This is a genomic window from Kocuria sp. WN036, from assembly GCF_002287015.1.
Lineage (GTDB): Bacteria > Actinomycetota > Actinomycetes > Actinomycetales > Micrococcaceae > Kocuria > Kocuria rosea.
In genome coordinates this window covers 38,347-53,432 of the sequence record NZ_NSKF01000006.1, presented here as the reverse complement: position 1 = coordinate 53,432, position 15,086 = coordinate 38,347, and the positions used below count along the sequence as shown (strand labels likewise).

13 protein-coding genes and 1 tRNA gene are annotated in these 15,086 nt (G+C 68.6%); 10 read left to right on the top strand and 4 right to left on the bottom strand.

Features of this window, described 5'->3' with window-relative positions; genetic code table 11:
* Positions 1-10: 10 nt before the first annotated feature.
* The 8 genes from CK505_RS05745 to nrdF all read left to right on the top strand — a co-directional run bounded on the left by CK505_RS05745 (position 11) and on the right by nrdF (position 8,628).
* Positions 11-86 (top strand) — tRNA-Ala (locus CK505_RS05745).
* Positions 87-326: 240 nt separating this feature from the next.
* Positions 327-1,544, top strand: coding sequence for a formaldehyde dehydrogenase, glutathione-independent (fdhA, locus tag CK505_RS05740; protein WP_031283632.1), 1,218 nt, complete (start codon positions 327-329; stop codon positions 1,542-1,544).
* Positions 1,545-1,650: 106 nt separating this feature from the next.
* Positions 1,651-2,721 carry an App1 family protein gene (locus tag CK505_RS05735; RefSeq protein ID WP_017834609.1) on the top strand — a complete coding sequence of 357 codons (1,071 nt, stop codon included), beginning with the start codon at positions 1,651-1,653 and terminating at the stop codon, positions 2,719-2,721.
* A 42-nt stretch (positions 2,722-2,763) separates the two neighbouring features.
* Positions 2,764-4,275: an aldehyde dehydrogenase family protein gene (locus CK505_RS05730; RefSeq protein WP_095650516.1), complete on the top strand. Its 1,512-nt coding sequence runs from the start codon at positions 2,764-2,766 to the stop codon at positions 4,273-4,275.
* A 298-nt stretch (positions 4,276-4,573) separates the two neighbouring features.
* The gene (nrdH, locus tag CK505_RS05725) at positions 4,574-4,810 is read left to right on the top strand and encodes a glutaredoxin-like protein NrdH (protein WP_017834611.1); all 237 of its coding nucleotides are present in this window, start codon (positions 4,574-4,576) and stop codon (positions 4,808-4,810) included.
* A 74-nt stretch (positions 4,811-4,884) separates the two neighbouring features.
* A complete protein-coding gene (gene nrdI / locus CK505_RS05720; protein ID WP_081994584.1) occupies positions 4,885-5,382 on the top strand; it encodes a class Ib ribonucleoside-diphosphate reductase assembly flavoprotein NrdI in 498 nt (165 codons plus the stop codon).
* Positions 5,379-7,538 carry a class 1b ribonucleoside-diphosphate reductase subunit alpha gene (gene nrdE / locus CK505_RS05715; protein ID WP_095650515.1) on the top strand — a complete coding sequence of 720 codons (2,160 nt, stop codon included), beginning with the start codon at positions 5,379-5,381 and terminating at the stop codon, positions 7,536-7,538. Before nrdI ends, nrdE begins: the two co-directional genes overlap by 4 nt.
* 91 nt (positions 7,539-7,629) lie before the next feature.
* Complete coding sequence (gene nrdF / locus CK505_RS05710; protein WP_017834614.1) at positions 7,630-8,628, top strand: class 1b ribonucleoside-diphosphate reductase subunit beta; 999 nt, start codon at positions 7,630-7,632, stop codon at positions 8,626-8,628.
* Between the two features lie 109 nt (positions 8,629-8,737).
* On the opposite strand, the gene CK505_RS05705 is transcribed toward nrdF, so the two are convergent.
* The 3 genes from CK505_RS05705 to CK505_RS05695 form a co-directional block, all read right to left on the bottom strand.
* A complete protein-coding gene (locus tag CK505_RS05705; RefSeq protein ID WP_095650514.1) occupies positions 8,738-9,463 on the bottom strand; it encodes a TIGR02206 family membrane protein in 726 nt (241 codons plus the stop codon).
* Positions 9,464-9,517: 54 nt separating this feature from the next.
* On the bottom strand, positions 9,518-9,940 hold the full coding sequence (locus CK505_RS05700; protein ID WP_095650513.1) for a hypothetical protein: 423 nt from the start codon (positions 9,938-9,940) through the stop codon (positions 9,518-9,520).
* A 152-nt stretch (positions 9,941-10,092) separates the two neighbouring features.
* The gene (locus CK505_RS05695; RefSeq protein WP_095650512.1) at positions 10,093-10,713 is read right to left on the bottom strand and encodes a dihydrofolate reductase family protein; all 621 of its coding nucleotides are present in this window, start codon (positions 10,711-10,713) and stop codon (positions 10,093-10,095) included.
* A 303-nt stretch (positions 10,714-11,016) separates the two neighbouring features.
* Between CK505_RS05695 and CK505_RS05690 the strand changes: the two genes are divergently transcribed.
* Positions 11,017-12,525, top strand: coding sequence for an MFS transporter (locus CK505_RS05690; RefSeq protein ID WP_095650511.1), 1,509 nt, complete (start codon positions 11,017-11,019; stop codon positions 12,523-12,525).
* 99 nt (positions 12,526-12,624) lie between these two features.
* Here the strand turns inward: CK505_RS05690 and CK505_RS05685 are convergent, their stop codons facing one another.
* On the bottom strand, positions 12,625-13,605 hold the full coding sequence (locus CK505_RS05685; RefSeq protein WP_017834619.1) for a patatin-like phospholipase family protein: 981 nt from the start codon (positions 13,603-13,605) through the stop codon (positions 12,625-12,627).
* Between the two features lie 497 nt (positions 13,606-14,102).
* Between CK505_RS05685 and CK505_RS05680 the strand changes: the two genes are divergently transcribed.
* Entirely contained in the window at positions 14,103-15,059 is a 957-nt protein-coding gene (locus tag CK505_RS05680; protein WP_095650510.1) for a M12 family metallopeptidase, read from the top strand.
* Positions 15,060-15,086: the final 27 nt, after the last annotated feature.

The window sequence follows — 15,086 nt, the reverse complement described above, 5'->3', positions numbered from 1 at the left end:
GTAACGACCTGGGGCTGTGGCGCAGCTGGTAGCGCATTTGCATGGCATGCAAAGGGTCAGGGGTTCGAGTCCCCTCAGCTCCACCAGGACGAAAGAGCCCGTTCCGCATCACGCGGGGCGGGCTCTTTCGCGTTTTCTCAGCTTCCTTCCCTTCCGTTCGTTGACGCGTCCTGTTACCGTCAGCACCACCGGCGGCCGTCCTCCGTGACCCGGGTCACAGCGAGCTCGAGGCCACAGCGTGGGGAGTTCCGTCGGGGACAAGGGCGTCGACGGTGGAGACCCACCGTGGACGCCCGTGACGGACATCCACCACGGAAGAGGTCATGATGGCAGGGAACAGAGCGGTCGCCTACAAGGGTCCCGGCAAGGTCGAGGTCATCGACACCGAGTACCCGGAGTTCGATCTCAAGGACGCGCCGGGGATCAACCCGGCCAACATCGGCCGGAAGGTCCCGCACGGGGTCATCCTCCGGACCGTGGCCACCAACATCTGCGGCTCGGACCAGCACATGGTGCGCGGGCGCACCACGGCCCCCACGGACCTGGTCCTCGGTCACGAGATCACGGGCGAGGTCATCGAGTGCGGGCCGGACGTCGAGTTCATCAAGGTCGGGGACATCGTCTCCGTCCCGTTCAACATCTCCTGCGGCCGGTGCCGCAACTGCAAGGAGCGCAAGACCGGCATCTGCCTCAACGTCAACCCGGACCGGCCGGGCTCCGCCTACGGCTACGTGGACATGGGCGGCTGGGTCGGCGGTCAGGCCGAGTACGTGCTGGTGCCCTACGCGGACTGGAACCTGCTGAAGTTCCCGGACCGGGACCAGGCCCTGGAGAAGATCATGGACCTGACCATGCTCTCCGACATCCTGCCCACCGGCTACCACGGCGTGGTGACGGCCGGGGTGGGCGTGGGCTCGACCGTCTACATCGCCGGTGCCGGACCGGTGGGCCTGGCCGCGGCGGCCTCGGCGCACCTGCTGGGAGCCGCGGTGGTGATCGTGGGCGACATGAACGAGCAGCGGCTGGCCCAGGCCCGCAGCTTCGGCTGCGAGACCGTCGACGTCTCGAAGGGCTCGCCCGCCGAGCAGATCGAGCAGATCCTGGGTGTCCCGGAGGTCGACTGCGGCGTGGACGCCGTCGGCTTCGAGGCCCGTGGGCACGGCAAGGACGCCTCCCACGAGGCCCCGGCCACCGTGCTCAACTCCCTGATGGACATCACCGCCGCCGGCGGGGCGCTGGGCATTCCGGGCCTGTACGTCACCGGGGATCCCGGAGCCGTGGACGAGGCCGCGAAGAAGGGGTCCCTGTCGATCAGCCTCGGCACGGGATGGGCGAAGTCGCTGTCCTTCACCACGGGGCAGTGCCCGGTGATGAAGTACAACCGGCAGCTGATGATGGCGATCCTGCACGACAAGATCCAGATCGCCAAGGCCGTCAACGCCAAGGCCATCCCGCTGGAGGAGGCGCCGCAGGGCTACGCCGAGTTCGACGCCGGGGCGGCCACCAAGTACGTGCTCAACCCCAACGGCTACATCAAGAACTAGTCCGCGGACCCCGACCGCCCGCGGGGCGGGCCGCACCGGACCTCCGGCGCGGCCCGCCCCGCGGGCGCCGCCGTGTCCGCGGTGTGCCCTGTGGAAGACTGGGCGCATGGCCAAGAAATCCAGCAGCTCGGAGCTCAAGCAGACCGTCGACCAGGTCGCCGAGGAAGCCATCAACGTGGGCTACCGCCTCGAGCAGCGGCTCCACCGGTTCCGGCAGCGGCGCGCCGAGGCCCGCGGGGACATCCCGGTCATGGTGGCCTTCGAGGGCTACGGCTCCGAGCACCACGTGCGGGTCCTGGGCCGGGCCCTGCTGAAGACCCGGGGGCTGATCGAGTCCACCGACGAGAGCGCCGAGTCCATCCGCGGCTGGCGCTCGTTCACCTCCGTGCCCATCGCCTTCGCCCACGTCAACATCTGGATCGACGAGTTCGAGTTCCACCTGGTGGCCGACAAGGGCGGGGTGGTCGACGTCGACCTGCAGGTGTCCCTGGCCCCCGGCGAGCACACCGTGTGGATGCAGACGGAGGGCTCCGAGACGGTCGAGTCCCGCGTGTTCGTCGTGGCCGACGAGCAGCGCATCGGGGTGGTCTCCGACATCGACGACACCGTCATGGTCACCGCCCTGCCCCGGCCCATGCTGGCCGCCTGGAACTCGTTCGTGCTCAACGAGCACGCCCGCACGCCCACCCCCGGGATGGCGGTCATGATGGACCGGCTGCTGCACCGCCACCACGAGGCGCCGTTCCTCTACCTCTCCACGGGGGCGTGGAACGTGGCGCCGACCCTGCGCCGCTTCCTCACGCGCAACGCCTACCCGGCCGGGGCCCTGCTGCTCACCGACTGGGGACCCACCACGGACCGGTGGTTCCGGGCCGGGGCCGCGCACAAGGTGCAGAACCTCGAGCGGCTGGCCCGCAATTTCCCGCACGTGCGCTGGATCCTCATCGGCGACGACGGCCAGCACGACCCCGAGATCTACAGCGGCTTCGTGCACCGCTATCCCGAGCACGTGGCCGCCATCGTGATCCGCAACCTGTCCCCGGCGGAGGCCGTGCTGGCCGGCACCCCGCTGGTCAACGAGGAGCGGCGGGTCACCATCCCCGAGGGCACGCTGTGGATCGAGGGCAACGACGGCGCCTCGATCTCGCGGCAGCTCGCGGAGCACGGCCTGCTCTGACCGGCGGGCTGCGGCGTCCGAGCCGGGCCCTACCCTGGACCCATGACCAGCACCCGCAGCACCCTCCCCGCCCCCGCACCGGCAGACGACCCGGCAGACGACCCGGCAGACGTCCCGGCAGACCCCTCGGCGGACTTCCCGGCCGTGGACGCCGCCGTCGCCGGTGCCCGGGCGGCCTTCGTGCCCGACGTCGACCTCGCGACCCGGCTGGACCGGCTGCACCGGCTCGAGGACCTCGTGCGGGAGAACCGGACGGCGCTCGAGGAGGCGCTGGCCACCGACCTCGGCAAGCCCCCGGCGGAGGCGTGGCTGACCGAGCTCGGCTTCACCCTCGACGAGATCGCCGGCATCCGCAAGGAGCTCGGCCGCTGGATGACCCCGGCCCGCGTCCCCGTCCCGCTGAGCCTCGCCCCGGCCCGCTCCCGCGTGGAGCACCAGCCGCTCGGGACCGTGCTCGTGATGGCGCCGTGGAACTATCCCGTCCAGCTCGTCCTGAGCCCGCTGGCGGGAGCGCTCGCCGCCGGCAACACCGTCGTCGTCAAGCCCTCCGAGGTCTCCGCGACCGTCTCCGGAGTGCTGGCCGAGCTGCTCGAACGCTACCTGGGGGACTGCGTGCGCGTGGTCGAGGGCGGCGTGCCGGAGACCACGAGGCTGCTCGAGCACCGCTTCGACCACGTCTTCTACACCGGCAACGGGACGGTGGCCCGGATCGTGATGGCCGCCGCGGCCCGGCACCTGACCCCGGTGACCCTCGAGCTGGGCGGGAAGTCCCCGGTCTGGGTGGACGGCTCGACCGACCTGCGCACCGCCGCCCGGCGGATCGTGTGGGGGAAGTTCCTCAATGCCGGCCAGACCTGCGTGGCCCCGGACCACGTGCTCGGCACCCCGGAGACGCTCGCCGCCCTCGAGCCGGAGCTCCTGCGGGCCGTGGAGGAGCACTACGGCGAGGACCCGTCCCGCAGCGACTCCTACGGGCGGATCGTCACCGGGCGCCACCTCGACCGGCTGGTGGGGCTCCTGGAGCAGGTCCCCGCCCACGACGTCGTCTGCGGCGGGACCGCCGAGCCGGGGGAGCGCTACCTCGCGCCCACGGTGGTGCGCTCCGCCCCGGACGGCCCGCTCATGGCCGAGGAGCTCTTCGGTCCCGTCCTGCCCCTGGTCCCGGTCGCCTCCGCGGAGCACGCCGTCGAGCTGATCACCGCCGGGGACAAGCCGCTGGCCCTCTACGTGTTCTCCGAGGAGCGCTCGGTCAAGGAGCTGTTCCGCCGGCGCACGTCCTCCGGCGGGCTGTCCTTCAACGCCCCGCTGCTGCACCTGACCAGCCCCGAGCTGCCGTTCGGCGGCGTGGGGGAGAGCGGCACCGGCGCGTACCACGGGAAGTTCTCGTTCACCACGTTCTCCCACGCGCGCGCGGTCCTGGACAAGCCGCTCGCCCCCGACACGCTGCGGGTCGTCTACCCGCCCTACCGCGGCCTGCGCGCCCGCTTGGCGGCCGCGGCGGTCGGGCTGCGCCGGTCCCGCCGCCGGACCCGACACGCCGTGTCCGAAAATTAATCCTGTCCACCGGCCGGGGGTCCCGCGGTGCGCACAGCCTGTGCACAACGGCACCCCGGCGGCGGGATTCCGCGACCCCCCGCGGAGACCCCCTGTGGATGGCCGGCGGTGGTTCTGGGGATAGCGAGAGAGGAGCTGTGGACAACCTCCACCACTGCATCTAGGGGTCGCTTCCCCTTCCTGGCACTAGATGTAGTATTGAAATCAGCCACCCGGAGAGACCCCTTCACCGCCGCAGACCCTGCGGAAGTCCCGGATCTCCCCCACAAACCACCCGATCGACCAAGGGGAAACAGCGATGTCCGTGACCGTGTACAGCAAGCCGGCCTGCGTCCAGTGCAATGCCACCTACCGGGCCCTGACCAAGAAGGGCATCGAGTACAACGTCGTCGACGTCACCGAGGACGAGGCCGCCCTGGCCCACGTCCTGGCCCTCGGCTACCAGCAGGTCCCGGTCGTCGAGACGGCGACCGAGCACTGGTCCGGCTACCGCCCGGACAAGATCACCTCCCTGGCCGTCCTCCTCTCGGCCTGAGGCCGGAGCGCCGCCCGCTTCCCCGCGGCGCCCCGGTCCATCCACCACCGACCCCATTTCGGAGCGCGGAAGCAATGAGCACGCACCACCCCGGCACCCGTCCCGGGACCGCTCAGCAGGACCACGGCGACACCGCCGCGGCACCGGACAGCCACGCCCCACTGGTGGTCTACTTCTCCTCGGTCTCCAACAACACGCACCGCTTCGTCGAGAAGCTCGACGCCCGCGTGCTGCGCCTTCCTCTTCTGACCGGGGAGGAGCCCCCCGAGATCACCGAGCCCTTCGTGCTGGCCGCCCCGACGTACGGGCGGCCCAACGGCAGCGGGGCCGTCCCGCCGCAGGTCGTGAAGTTCCTCAACAAGGAGACCAACCGGCGGTTCCTGCGCGGCGTCATCGGCGCGGGGAACACCAACTTCGGGTCGGCGTTCTGCCTGGCCGCGGACAAGATCGCGGCCAAGTGCGGCGTCCCCGTCCTCTACAAGTTCGAACTCATGGGCACCCCCGAGGATGTCCACCAGGTAAATCAAGGATTGGAACAGTTTTGGCGACAATTTCCGCAGCTCCGGGCGTGAGCGTCGAGCCCGGCCACGAGGACACGCGCGTTCCCGAGAAGTACCGGGGCCTGGGCTACCACGAGCTCAACGCCCTGCTGAACCTCTACGACGCCGACGGCCACATCCAGTTCGACGCCGACCGGCAGGCCGCCCGGCAGTACTTCCTGCAGCACGTGAACAACAACACCGTCTTCTTCCACGACCTCGAGGAGAAGCTCGACTACCTGGTCTCGCACCAGTACTACGAGCCCGAGGTCCTGGCGAAGTACAGCATGGAGTTCATCAAGGAGCTCTCCAAGCGGGCGTACTCCCGGAAGTTCCGCTTCGAGACCTTCCTGGGCGCGTTCAAGTTCTACACGTCCTACACGCTGAAGACCTTCGACGGCCAGCGCTACCTCGAGCGCTTCGAGGACCGCGTGGTCATGGTCTCCCTCTACCTCGCCGACGGCAACGAGCTGCTCGCCACGCAGCTGGTCGACGAGATCATCTCGGGGCGCTTCCAGCCGGCGACCCCCACGTTCCTCAACGCGGGCAAGCAGCAGCGCGGCGAGCTCGTCTCCTGCTTCCTGCTCCGCATCGAGGACAACATGGAGTCCATCGGGCGGTCGATCAACTCCGCCCTGCAGCTGTCCAAGCGCGGCGGCGGCGTGGCGTTCGCGCTGACCAACGTCCGCGAGGCCGGGGCCCCGATCAAGAAGATCGAGAACCAGTCCTCGGGCATCATCCCCATCATGAAGCTGCTGGAGGACTCGTTCTCCTACGCCAACCAGCTGGGCGCCCGCCAGGGCGCGGGCGCGGTATACCTGCACGCCCACCACCCGGACATCTACAGCTTCCTGGACACCAAGCGGGAGAACGCGGACGAGAAGATCCGGATCAAGACCCTCTCCCTGGGGGTGGTCATCCCCGACATCACGTTCGAGCTGGCCAAGAAGAACCAGGACATGTACCTGTTCTCCCCGTACGACGTGGAGCGGGTCTACGGCATGCCGTTCTCCGACGTCAACGTGTCCGAGAAGTACCACGAGATGGTCGCGGACGGCCGGATCACCAAGAAGAAGATCAACGCCCGCGAGTTCTTCCAGACCCTCGCCGAGGTCCAGTTCGAGTCCGGCTACCCGTACGTCATGTTCGAGGACACGGTGAACCGGGCCAACCCGATCGACGGCAAGATCATCATGTCCAACCTCTGCTCCGAGATCCTCCAGGTCTCCGAGCCGTCCACGTACCACGAGGACCTGAACTACGACGAGGTCGGCAAGGACATCTCCTGCAACCTCGGCTCCCTCAACATCGCGCTGACCATGGAGTCCCCGGACTTCGGGCAGTCCGTGGAGACCGCGATCCGCGGGCTCACCGCGGTGTCGGACATGTCCGACATCACCTCGGTGCCCTCGATCGAGCGCGGCAACCAGATGTCCCACGCCGTGGGCCTCGGGCAGATGAACCTGCACGGCTACCTCGCCAAGGAGCACATCCACTACGGCTCCGAGGAGGGCCTCGACTTCACGAACATCTACTTCTACACGGTCACGTACCACGCGGTCCGCGCGTCGAACGAGATCGCGAAGGAGCGCAAGGCGGTGTTCGCCGGCTTCGAGCGGTCCCAGTACGCGTCGGGGGAGTACTTCACCAAGTACACCGACCGTGACTGGGTCCCGGCCACCGGGCGGGTGCGGGAGCTGTTCGCCGAGGCGGGCGTGCACATCCCCACCCGGGCGGACTGGGAGCAGCTCAAGGCCTCGGTCATGGAGCACGGCATGTACAACCAGAATCTGCAGGCCGTGCCGCCGACCGGGTCGATCTCCTACATCAACAACTCGACGTCCTCGATCCACCCGATCGCCTCGAAGATCGAGATCCGGAAGGAGGGCAAGCTGGGCCGCGTGTACTACCCGGCGCCCTTCATGAACAATGAGAACCTGGAGTACTTCCAGGACGCGTACGAGATCGGCTACGAGAAGATCATCGACACCTACGCCGCGGCCACCCAGCACGTGGACCAGGGCCTGTCGCTGACCCTGTTCTTCAAGGACACGGCCACCACCCGGGACATCAACCGGGCGCAGATCTACGCGTGGCGCAAGGGCATCAAGACGATGTACTACTCCCGCATCCGCCAGCTGGCGCTGGAGGGCACCGAGGTCGAGGGCTGCGTCTCCTGCATGCTCTGACCGCCGGAGCCCCGGCGACCACCCCACAACTCCCCGCGCGCGTCCGCAGGACGCGCGCGGGGGTCCACCCCGTTCGAGGAAGAGACAGATCATGACTCTGGAGAAGAGCGAGAGCATCGACAAGGTGCAGCTGCTCCACCACCAGGCCCAGGCCATCAACTGGAACCGGATCGAGGACCCGAAGGACGACGAGGTCTGGGACCGGCTGACCGCGAACTTCTGGCTGCCCGAGAAGGTGCCGATCTCCAACGACGTCCCCTCGTGGAAGACCCTCACCGCGGAGGAGCAGCAGCTCACCATGCGGGTGTTCACCGGTCTGACGCTGCTGGACACCATCCAGGGCACCGTGGGCGCCGTCTCCCTGATCCCGGACGCCGTCACCCTGCACGAGGAGGCGGTGTACACCAACATCGCGTTCATGGAGTCGGTGCACGCGAAGTCCTACTCCTCCATCTTCTCGACGCTGTCCTCCATGAAGGAGATCGACGACGTCTTCCGCTGGTCACGGGAGAACCCGTACCTGCAGAAGAAGGCCGACATCATCATCAAGTACTACAAGGGCGACGACCCGCTGAAGAAGAAGGTGGCCTCGACCCTGCTCGAGTCCTTCCTCTTCTACTCCGGGTTCTACCTGCCCATGTACTGGTCCTCCCGGGCCAAGCTGACGAACACGGCCGACCTGGTGCGCCTCATCATCCGTGACGAGGCCGTGCACGGCTACTACATCGGCTACAAGTTCCAGCGGGCCATGGCCCTGGAGTCCCAGGAGCGCCAGGACGAGCTGAAGCTCTACACCTACGAGCTGCTCGAGGAGCTCTACGAGAACGAGGTGCGCTACACCGAGTCCCTCTACGACGGTGTCGGGTGGACCGAGGACGTCAAGAAGTTCCTGCACTACAACGCCAACAAGGCCCTGAACAACCTGGGCTTCGAGGCGCTGTTCCCCAAGGAGATGACGGACGTCTCGGCGGCCATCCTGTCCGCGCTGTCCCCGAACGCCGACGAGAACCACGACTTCTTCTCCGGCTCGGGCTCCTCCTACGTGATCGGCAAGGCCGTGAACACGGAGGACGAGGACTGGGACTTCTGATCCCGGCCTGAACCATGAGGACGACGACGGCGGTCCGGTCCACCTTCCCTAGGTGGGCCGGACCGCCGTCGTCGACAGGCATGACGCGGTGCCGTGGTGCCGTGCTGCCTCAGCCTTCCGCACCGACCCGGGGCTCGGCCGCGCTCTGTCGCCGGCTCGTCCACGGCCAGGTGATGAGCGCCCAGGCCACGGCGATGATGAGGAACTCCACCAGCAGGTACCACGGCCAGGGCCCGAACAGATCGAGGATCGAGGGGTTGTCCGGCTTGCCGTTGAGGAAGCCGTAGTTGGTCCCCAGCCAGCTGTTGAGTGCGAAGGCAGCCATGGCCCACATGACGGTGACGACCATGGCCAGGCGGTAGCTGCCCCAGTCGACGCGGCCGCGGCGTCCCCAGATCAGGTACAGGGTGGCCCAGAGGACCAGGATGTGCTGGACCCAGAGGTCGATGAAGTCGATGTGGGGGAAGTCCGGCGAGTCGAGTGCCGGGGTGAGGATGGCCTGCGGGTTGAGGGTCAGTCCCCAGTAGTAGGTGAGCGCCGTCGCCCAGCGGGCCCGTGTCCACAGGGCGATGACAGCGACCATCCACGCGAGGTCCGAGAGGTGGACCGGCAGAGAGACGTGGACGTCGAAATTGTCCGGCACCGATCGGTAGACGAGCATCGTCACCGTGTACGTGGTCAGCACCACGGCGAAGGCCCGAGAAAAAACCACCTCGGCCGGGGAATTCCAAAGGCGGCGGCCCAGCATCACCACGAGCACAGCCCCGAGGACGCAGATGCCCAGAGCAGCCCAGTGAGTGGGGCCGTAGGGTACGAAGACCTTCTCGTTCGGCATCGCCGTCCCCCCTCCACCGGGTCTCCTGGGTGGTGCGCCCGTGAGGCCAGGACATCAGATCCGGTCGTCCAGGGCCATGGGCGGGGCAATGTGGACCGGAACCGGCGCCGGACCGCCGTCCGAGCTCTTGGACTTGCCCGGACCGATGCTGCGGGTCACGGAGACCAACTGGTAGGGCCTCTTGGCCCGGGGCCGCGTGTCACGCCGGAGCAGCGCCACCCATCCTTCGCCGGCAACGTCGATCTGCTTCAAGGGCCGGGTGAGATAGCTGACCACCGTCGGCGGCGTGGTCGACCGATCGATGCAGACCCCGCCGACGAGACCGGTGTTGAAATCGCGGGTCCAGGCGTTCTTCGCCGGCGTGGCCGAGGCAATGTGCTCTGCGAACTCCGACGGCACCACGAAGGTCGCGATCCTGCCTTCCACACCCTGCAGCCGCAACGGCACCCGGTACCGCGGTGCCTCCAGCTCGTCCATCCCAGGCCCTTCTTCGCGGGTTCGGACGGCCGCATTATAGCGGATCCCTCTGGATGTCTTCCTCCACGTGATCGACGCGGCGGCGGCACCGGTCACCCGGAGACCCGGTTGCCGGTGAGAGGGATGCGGAGATCAGGGCGTCACGGGGTCGTTCACCGCGTCGGCTGGGAGACGTCCACGCCGGTGACCGGGTTGCCGGCCCGCTCGTAGACGAGCGAGACCGCTCCCTTCGGGAACGCCCGCGGCGGCTGCGCCAGGGTGAAGGCGGCCGGGACGGTGCCGTCGCCGAAGACGCGCTTGCCCGAGCCCAGCACCAGCGGATAGAGGAGCAGGTTCAGCCGGTCGACGAGGTCGTCCCTCAGCAGCGTCCGCACGAGGTCGCCGCTGCCGATGACGTGGATCTCGTCGAACCGGTCCTTGAGGGCTCGCACCTCGGCGGCGACCTCCGTCAGCACCGTGGTTCCCTCCCACGACGGGTCGGTCAGCGTGCGGGACACGACGAACTTCGGCACCGTGTTGAACTTCGCGGCGATCGGGTCGGCGTCGCCGTGGTCCGGCCAGTAGCCGGCGAAGATGTCGTAGGTCCGGCGACCGAGCAGCAGTGCGTCGATGCGCTCGATCCCGGCGCCGATCGTCGCGCCCGATTCGTCGTCGAAGTACGTCCCCTGCCAGCCACCGAGCTCGAAGCCGCCCGCACGGTCCTCGTCGGGCCCGCCCGGCGCCTGGTAGACGCCGTCGAGGGTGAGGAAGAGGTCGACCTGGATGATGCCCATGACGTGGTCCTTCGGTGTGCTCCGACAACATCCGTGGTGCCCAGTTTTTCGCCACGGGATCCGGGGGTCAACCCGTTGCCCCCGGATGACGGCGCGCCCACGCGCGAGCGAGGATCCTCGTGCGTCCTCAGCACGAAGCGCGGGCTCGTCGGCCTCAGAACGGCGGGTTCGTCCGGCGGGGATCGTCCGGTGCGGCGTGCTCGGCCGGACCCGGGAGTGGAGGGCTGCCGGGCGGTCACGGCGGTGTTCCGTCGTCGGCTCCGAGCCGTTAGCCTGTCCGCGCCCGTCACTAGACTGAGCCGCATGAACGAGCAGGAACCGGGCCGGTCCCGGGCCGCCTCGGCACCCGCAGGCCGTGCGGCGCTTCCCGCGGACGCGACCGCCACGTCCGCTCCCATCGATGCCGCCGAGGGGTCGGGGCTGATCGATCCCGAGGCCGTGGACACCTCGGTGCGCAGCCCGGCGCAGCGGTCCCGCACCTTCGCCGGGATCCTGGTGAACACCGCCCTCGCCAACATCACGACCAGCTACCTCTGGTTCGCCCTGACGTTCTGGGTGTATCTGGAGACGCGCAACGTCATCGCCACCGGGGTGGTCGGCGGCGCCTACATGCTGCTCATCGCGCTCTCCAGCATCAGCTTCGGCACCTTCGTGGACCGCTACCGCAAGCTCGCCGTGATGCGCTTCGCCGCAGCCTTCACCCTGGTGATGTTCGTGCTGGCGGGCGTCCTGTTCCTCCTCGCCCCGGCGGCCTCGATGGCGGACCTGACCCGCCCGTGGATCTGGGTCTTCGCCCTGGTCGTCCTGATCGGGGCGGTGGTGGAGAACATGCGCAACATCGCCCTGTCCACCACGGTCACGATCCTCATCGAGCCGGACCGGCGCGCCAACGCCAACGGCCTGGTGGGCATGGTGCAGGGCCTGATGTTCATCGTGACCTCGGTGCTCTCCGGGCTGTCGGTCGGACTGCTGGGCATGGGCTGGACGGTCGTGGTCGCCGTGGCGCTCACGGCCGTGGCCTTCGGGCACCTGTTGACGCTGCGCATGCCCGAGGAGGTGCGCGCCGCGGCCACGGACGCCCACGGCAGCTTCGACCTGCGGGGGGCGTTCGCCGCCGTGCTGGCCGTGTCCGGGCTGTTCGCGCTGATCCTGTTCTCGACGTTCAACAACTTCATCGGCGGCGTCTACATGGCCTTGATGGACCCGTACGGTCTGGAGATGTTTCCCGTGGAGATCTGGGGCGCGGTCTTCGCGCTCGGCGCCACCGGCTTCATCGTGGGCGGGGCGCTGATCGGCAAGTTCGGGCTGGGGTCCAATCCGCTTCGCACCATGTTGTTCGCGGTGATGGCGATGGGCGTGCTCGGCGCGGTGTTCACCGTACGGGAGTGGGCCTGGCTGTACGTCCTGGGCATCTGGCTCTACATGGCGCTCTTCCCCTTCGTGGAGGCGGCGGAACAGACGGTCATCCAGCGGGTCGTGCCGCTGGAGCGGCAGGGCCGTGTCTTCGGCTTCGCCATGGCGTTCGAGTCCGCGGCGGCGCCGGTCACCGCGTTCCTCATCGCACCGATCGCCCAGTTCTGGATCATCCCGTACGCGCGGTCCGCGGAGGGCGGCGCCCAGCTGGCCCCGCTGCTCGGCGAGGGCACCTCGCGCGGCATCGCCCTGGTGTTCCTGGTGGCCGGCATCGTCATGATCGCCGCCGCGCTGCTGGCCTTCCTGACCCCGGTCTACCGCCGGGTCTCGGCGTCGTACGCCCAGGTCGCGGCGGAGGACGCCGCGGACGGCGTCACCGCCTCCCGGTCCTCCGCATGAACGAGTCCCACCGCCGGCCCGGTGAGCCCGGGCTTCCGGCCGGCGGGCGGGACGGGGCCGGCACTCCGGCTCGACCGGATCGGCAGGCCCGGGCACGCCTCAGCGATGGGCGGCGATGTAGGCGTCGAAATCCCACGGCGGTCGGGTGGGCGAGCCGTCGAGGAACTTCTCGGCGGCCGCCCGGCCGCTGCGGTAGAGGAAGTCCCGGTCCTCGTCGGTGAGGTTGAAGTCGGTGGCGCGGATGGTGCCGGTGTCGACGAAGATCGTGCGGGCCTGGGCGTCGGGGGACTCGATGTGCATCTGGTCGTAGAAGCCGGTCATGGTCTTGAGCATCGCCCGGCTCATGCTCACCGGCCCCTTGATCGGGTACCCCGTGCCCTGGACCGCGTCCGGATGGGCCGAGAGCTTGATGCCCAGCGTGGGCCACCGCGGAACGGTGCCCGGCGGGGCGTCGAAGGCGGCGATCGGGAAGTTGGAGAGCATGCCGCCGTCGACCAGCCACGCCTTCTTCCCGTCGGCGGTGTCCCAGCGGACGGGCCGGTAGAAGAACGGGATGGACATCGAGGCCCGGACCGCCTCGACCACGTGCTGGGCGCCCCGGTCACGGCCGAAGTCGTCGTAGTCCCAGGGCAGGTAGCGCAGCCGGCCCCTGCTGATGTCCGAGGCGGTGACCACCAGCCGGTAGGACCGCTCCGGGGCGGGGGGCCGTTCCTCGTCGGTGTAGGGCAGGTCGGCGAAGGTCCGCACCCCGTACTCGTCGAGCTGGGACTGCAACCAGGATCGGAGGTGCTCGCCGAGGTAGATGCCGTTGCGGGCGAGGATCCCTGCGGCCTTGCCCGCGGTGTAGCGCGTGAGGCGGGAGCCGTCGCGGAAGTCCGGGTACTGGACGGAGCCGATGATGTCCACCAGCTTGCTCGCCGGGGCGCCGGCGGCGACCAGGGCCCCGACGATCGCTCCGGCGGAGGTGCCGGCGACCCGTTTGAAGCGGTAGCCGTGCTCCTCGAGGACCTCGATGGCTCCCACCAGGGCGATGCCCTTGACGCCCCCGCCCTCCAGCACCAGGTCGGCATACCGTTCCATGCTGTCCACGCCCCTTCGGCAGGTTCGATCCCCGAGGTCAGTACAGCAAATGCCGTGCGGGCACGGAACGGCTACCCGATATCGGGCCCCGTGTGACGAGAAAGAATTCGCCGGACAACAATCAGCGGTCGCGGAAATTCCCTGGTTTTCCCGTCCGCACACCGAAACACGCTCTGACCAGGGCACGAACCCGTGCACCGGAAATCTTCATCTCGGCGTCACATGGTCACAGCCGCAGCACGGGAACGTCCGTCTGCTTTGACGTGCGACCCACCCGTGATTATGTCGATGCACATCACTCCGCCGGTATTCTCCGTACGCCGCAAAAAAGCGTTGGAGAACGATTGCCGGGGGTCCTCCTGCCACCCCGAACGGGACGTGCGGGAGTCGCGATCACACGACAGGCGCTTGTCCAGGAGCCGAGAACGATGAATTCCTCAGTTCGTCCCTACTGTGCTGCCAAGCCACGCATCGTGCGTCCCCTCCCGGAGGGGCTGGTGGGCATCAGACAGCGCCTCGTCCGGGTGATGGCCCAGAAGTGGGTCAACGGTACCGTGCTCCGCTACGCGTTCCGAGAGGGCCCCGAGCCGCAGCGCCAGGCGGTGCGCAGCGCGTTCCGGGAGTGGAAGGACCTGGAGATCGGCCTCGGATTCCAGGAGGTGGACGAGCCGGGGGAGGCCGAGGTCCGGATCTCCTTCGACCAGGCCGACGGGTCGTGGTCCTATCTGGGCAGGGACGTCCTGACGATCGGCACCCAGGACGCGACCATGAACTTCGGCTGGGACCTGACCGACGAGTACGGGCGCACCACGGCGCTGCACGAGATCGGCCACACGATGGGCCTGCCCCACGAGCACCAGAACCCGTTCGCCGGGATCGTCTGGGACGAGGCGAAGGTCTACGCGTTCTTCGCCGGGGCACCGAACCACTGGTCCCCGGAGACCACGCACCACAACGTCCTGCGCAAACTGGGCCAGGACGAGGTGGAGGGCTCGACCTGGGACCCCGACTCGGTGATGCAGTACTCCTTCCCCGGAGGCCTCATCAAGGAGCCCGCCCGCTACCAGCCGGGCATCAGCCCTCCGGGCGGCCTGTCGGCCAAGGACCAGGACTGGGTGCGGAAGTTCTACCCGGTCCTGCCGCACGTGCTCCCGACGCTCGAGCCGTTCCGGTCCACGCCCCTGACCCTGGTCCCGGGGCAGCAGGCGGACTTCGAGATCACCCCTGCCCTGTCGCGGAAGCACCAGATCGCCACCTTCGGGACGGCGGACACCACCCTGGTGCTCTTCGAGGAGGTCGACGGAGAGCTGCGCTTCCTCGCCGGCGACGAGGACAGCGGGGAGGACCGCAACTCCACCCTGTCGGCGAAGCTCTTCCGGGGGAGGCGGTACGTCGTCCGCGTCAGGCTCGCCTGGGCAGGACAGTCCGGGGACACCGCCATCATGTGCTGGTAGCCGGGGCGGGACCGGCTCGGTTCCCTG

Excerpts from the sequence above, each read along its gene's own strand:
- fdhA (WP_031283632.1), top strand. The coding sequence starts at position 327 with ATGGCAGGGAACAGAGCGGTCGCCTACAAGGGTCCCGGCAAGGTCGAG.
- CK505_RS05735 (WP_017834609.1), top strand. The coding sequence starts at position 1,651 with ATGGCCAAGAAATCCAGCAGCTCGGAGCTCAAGCAGACCGTCGACCAG.
- CK505_RS05730 (WP_095650516.1), top strand. The coding sequence starts at position 2,764 with ATGACCAGCACCCGCAGCACCCTCCCCGCCCCCGCACCGGCAGACGAC.
- nrdH (WP_017834611.1), top strand. The coding sequence starts at position 4,574 with ATGTCCGTGACCGTGTACAGCAAGCCGGCCTGCGTCCAGTGCAATGCC.
- nrdI (WP_081994584.1), top strand. The coding sequence starts at position 4,885 with ATGAGCACGCACCACCCCGGCACCCGTCCCGGGACCGCTCAGCAGGAC.
- nrdF (WP_017834614.1), top strand. The coding sequence starts at position 7,630 with ATGACTCTGGAGAAGAGCGAGAGCATCGACAAGGTGCAGCTGCTCCAC.
- CK505_RS05705 (WP_095650514.1), bottom strand. The coding sequence starts at position 9,463 with ATGCCGAACGAGAAGGTCTTCGTACCCTACGGCCCCACTCACTGGGCT.
- CK505_RS05700 (WP_095650513.1), bottom strand. The coding sequence starts at position 9,940 with ATGGACGAGCTGGAGGCACCGCGGTACCGGGTGCCGTTGCGGCTGCAG.
- CK505_RS05695 (WP_095650512.1), bottom strand. The coding sequence starts at position 10,713 with ATGGGCATCATCCAGGTCGACCTCTTCCTCACCCTCGACGGCGTCTAC.
- CK505_RS05690 (WP_095650511.1), top strand. The coding sequence starts at position 11,017 with ATGAACGAGCAGGAACCGGGCCGGTCCCGGGCCGCCTCGGCACCCGCA.
- CK505_RS05685 (WP_017834619.1), bottom strand. The coding sequence starts at position 13,605 with ATGGAACGGTATGCCGACCTGGTGCTGGAGGGCGGGGGCGTCAAGGGC.